Source organism: Bittarella massiliensis (ex Durand et al. 2017), from assembly GCF_017566145.1.
Taxonomy (GTDB): Bacteria; Bacillota; Clostridia; order Oscillospirales; family Ruminococcaceae; genus Bittarella; species Bittarella massiliensis_A.
This window is the reverse complement of sequence record NZ_JABFCL010000338.1, coordinates 1-213: the sequence shown is the minus strand read 5'-3', so window position 1 is coordinate 213 and position 213 is coordinate 1. Positions and strand designations below refer to the sequence as shown.

Annotated in this window: 1 protein-coding gene; it reads right to left on the bottom strand. The window is 48.8% G+C overall.

Annotated elements, in window-relative coordinates:
* On the bottom strand, nucleotides 1-198 hold a 198-nt coding region (locus HJY11_RS14575), incomplete at its 3' end, for a DegV family protein (protein WP_368041635.1).
* Nucleotides 199-213: the final 15 nt, after the last annotated feature.

Genomic DNA, 213 nt, shown 5'->3' with positions numbered 1-213 from the left:
CATACAGAAAGTGGCTATTACGCCCGGACCGGTATGAGTTCCGATGACAGTTCCGATATCGTTAATCAGAATGTTGTCAATCCCGTATTTTTCACGGATGAGTCCGGCGACATACTGTGCGTCCTCCTCGCAGTCCCCGTGAGTAATCATGACAATCTCATTGTCCCAGCCTTTCATCTGTTCTTCCATGACATCCACGATCCTGTTGAGGGA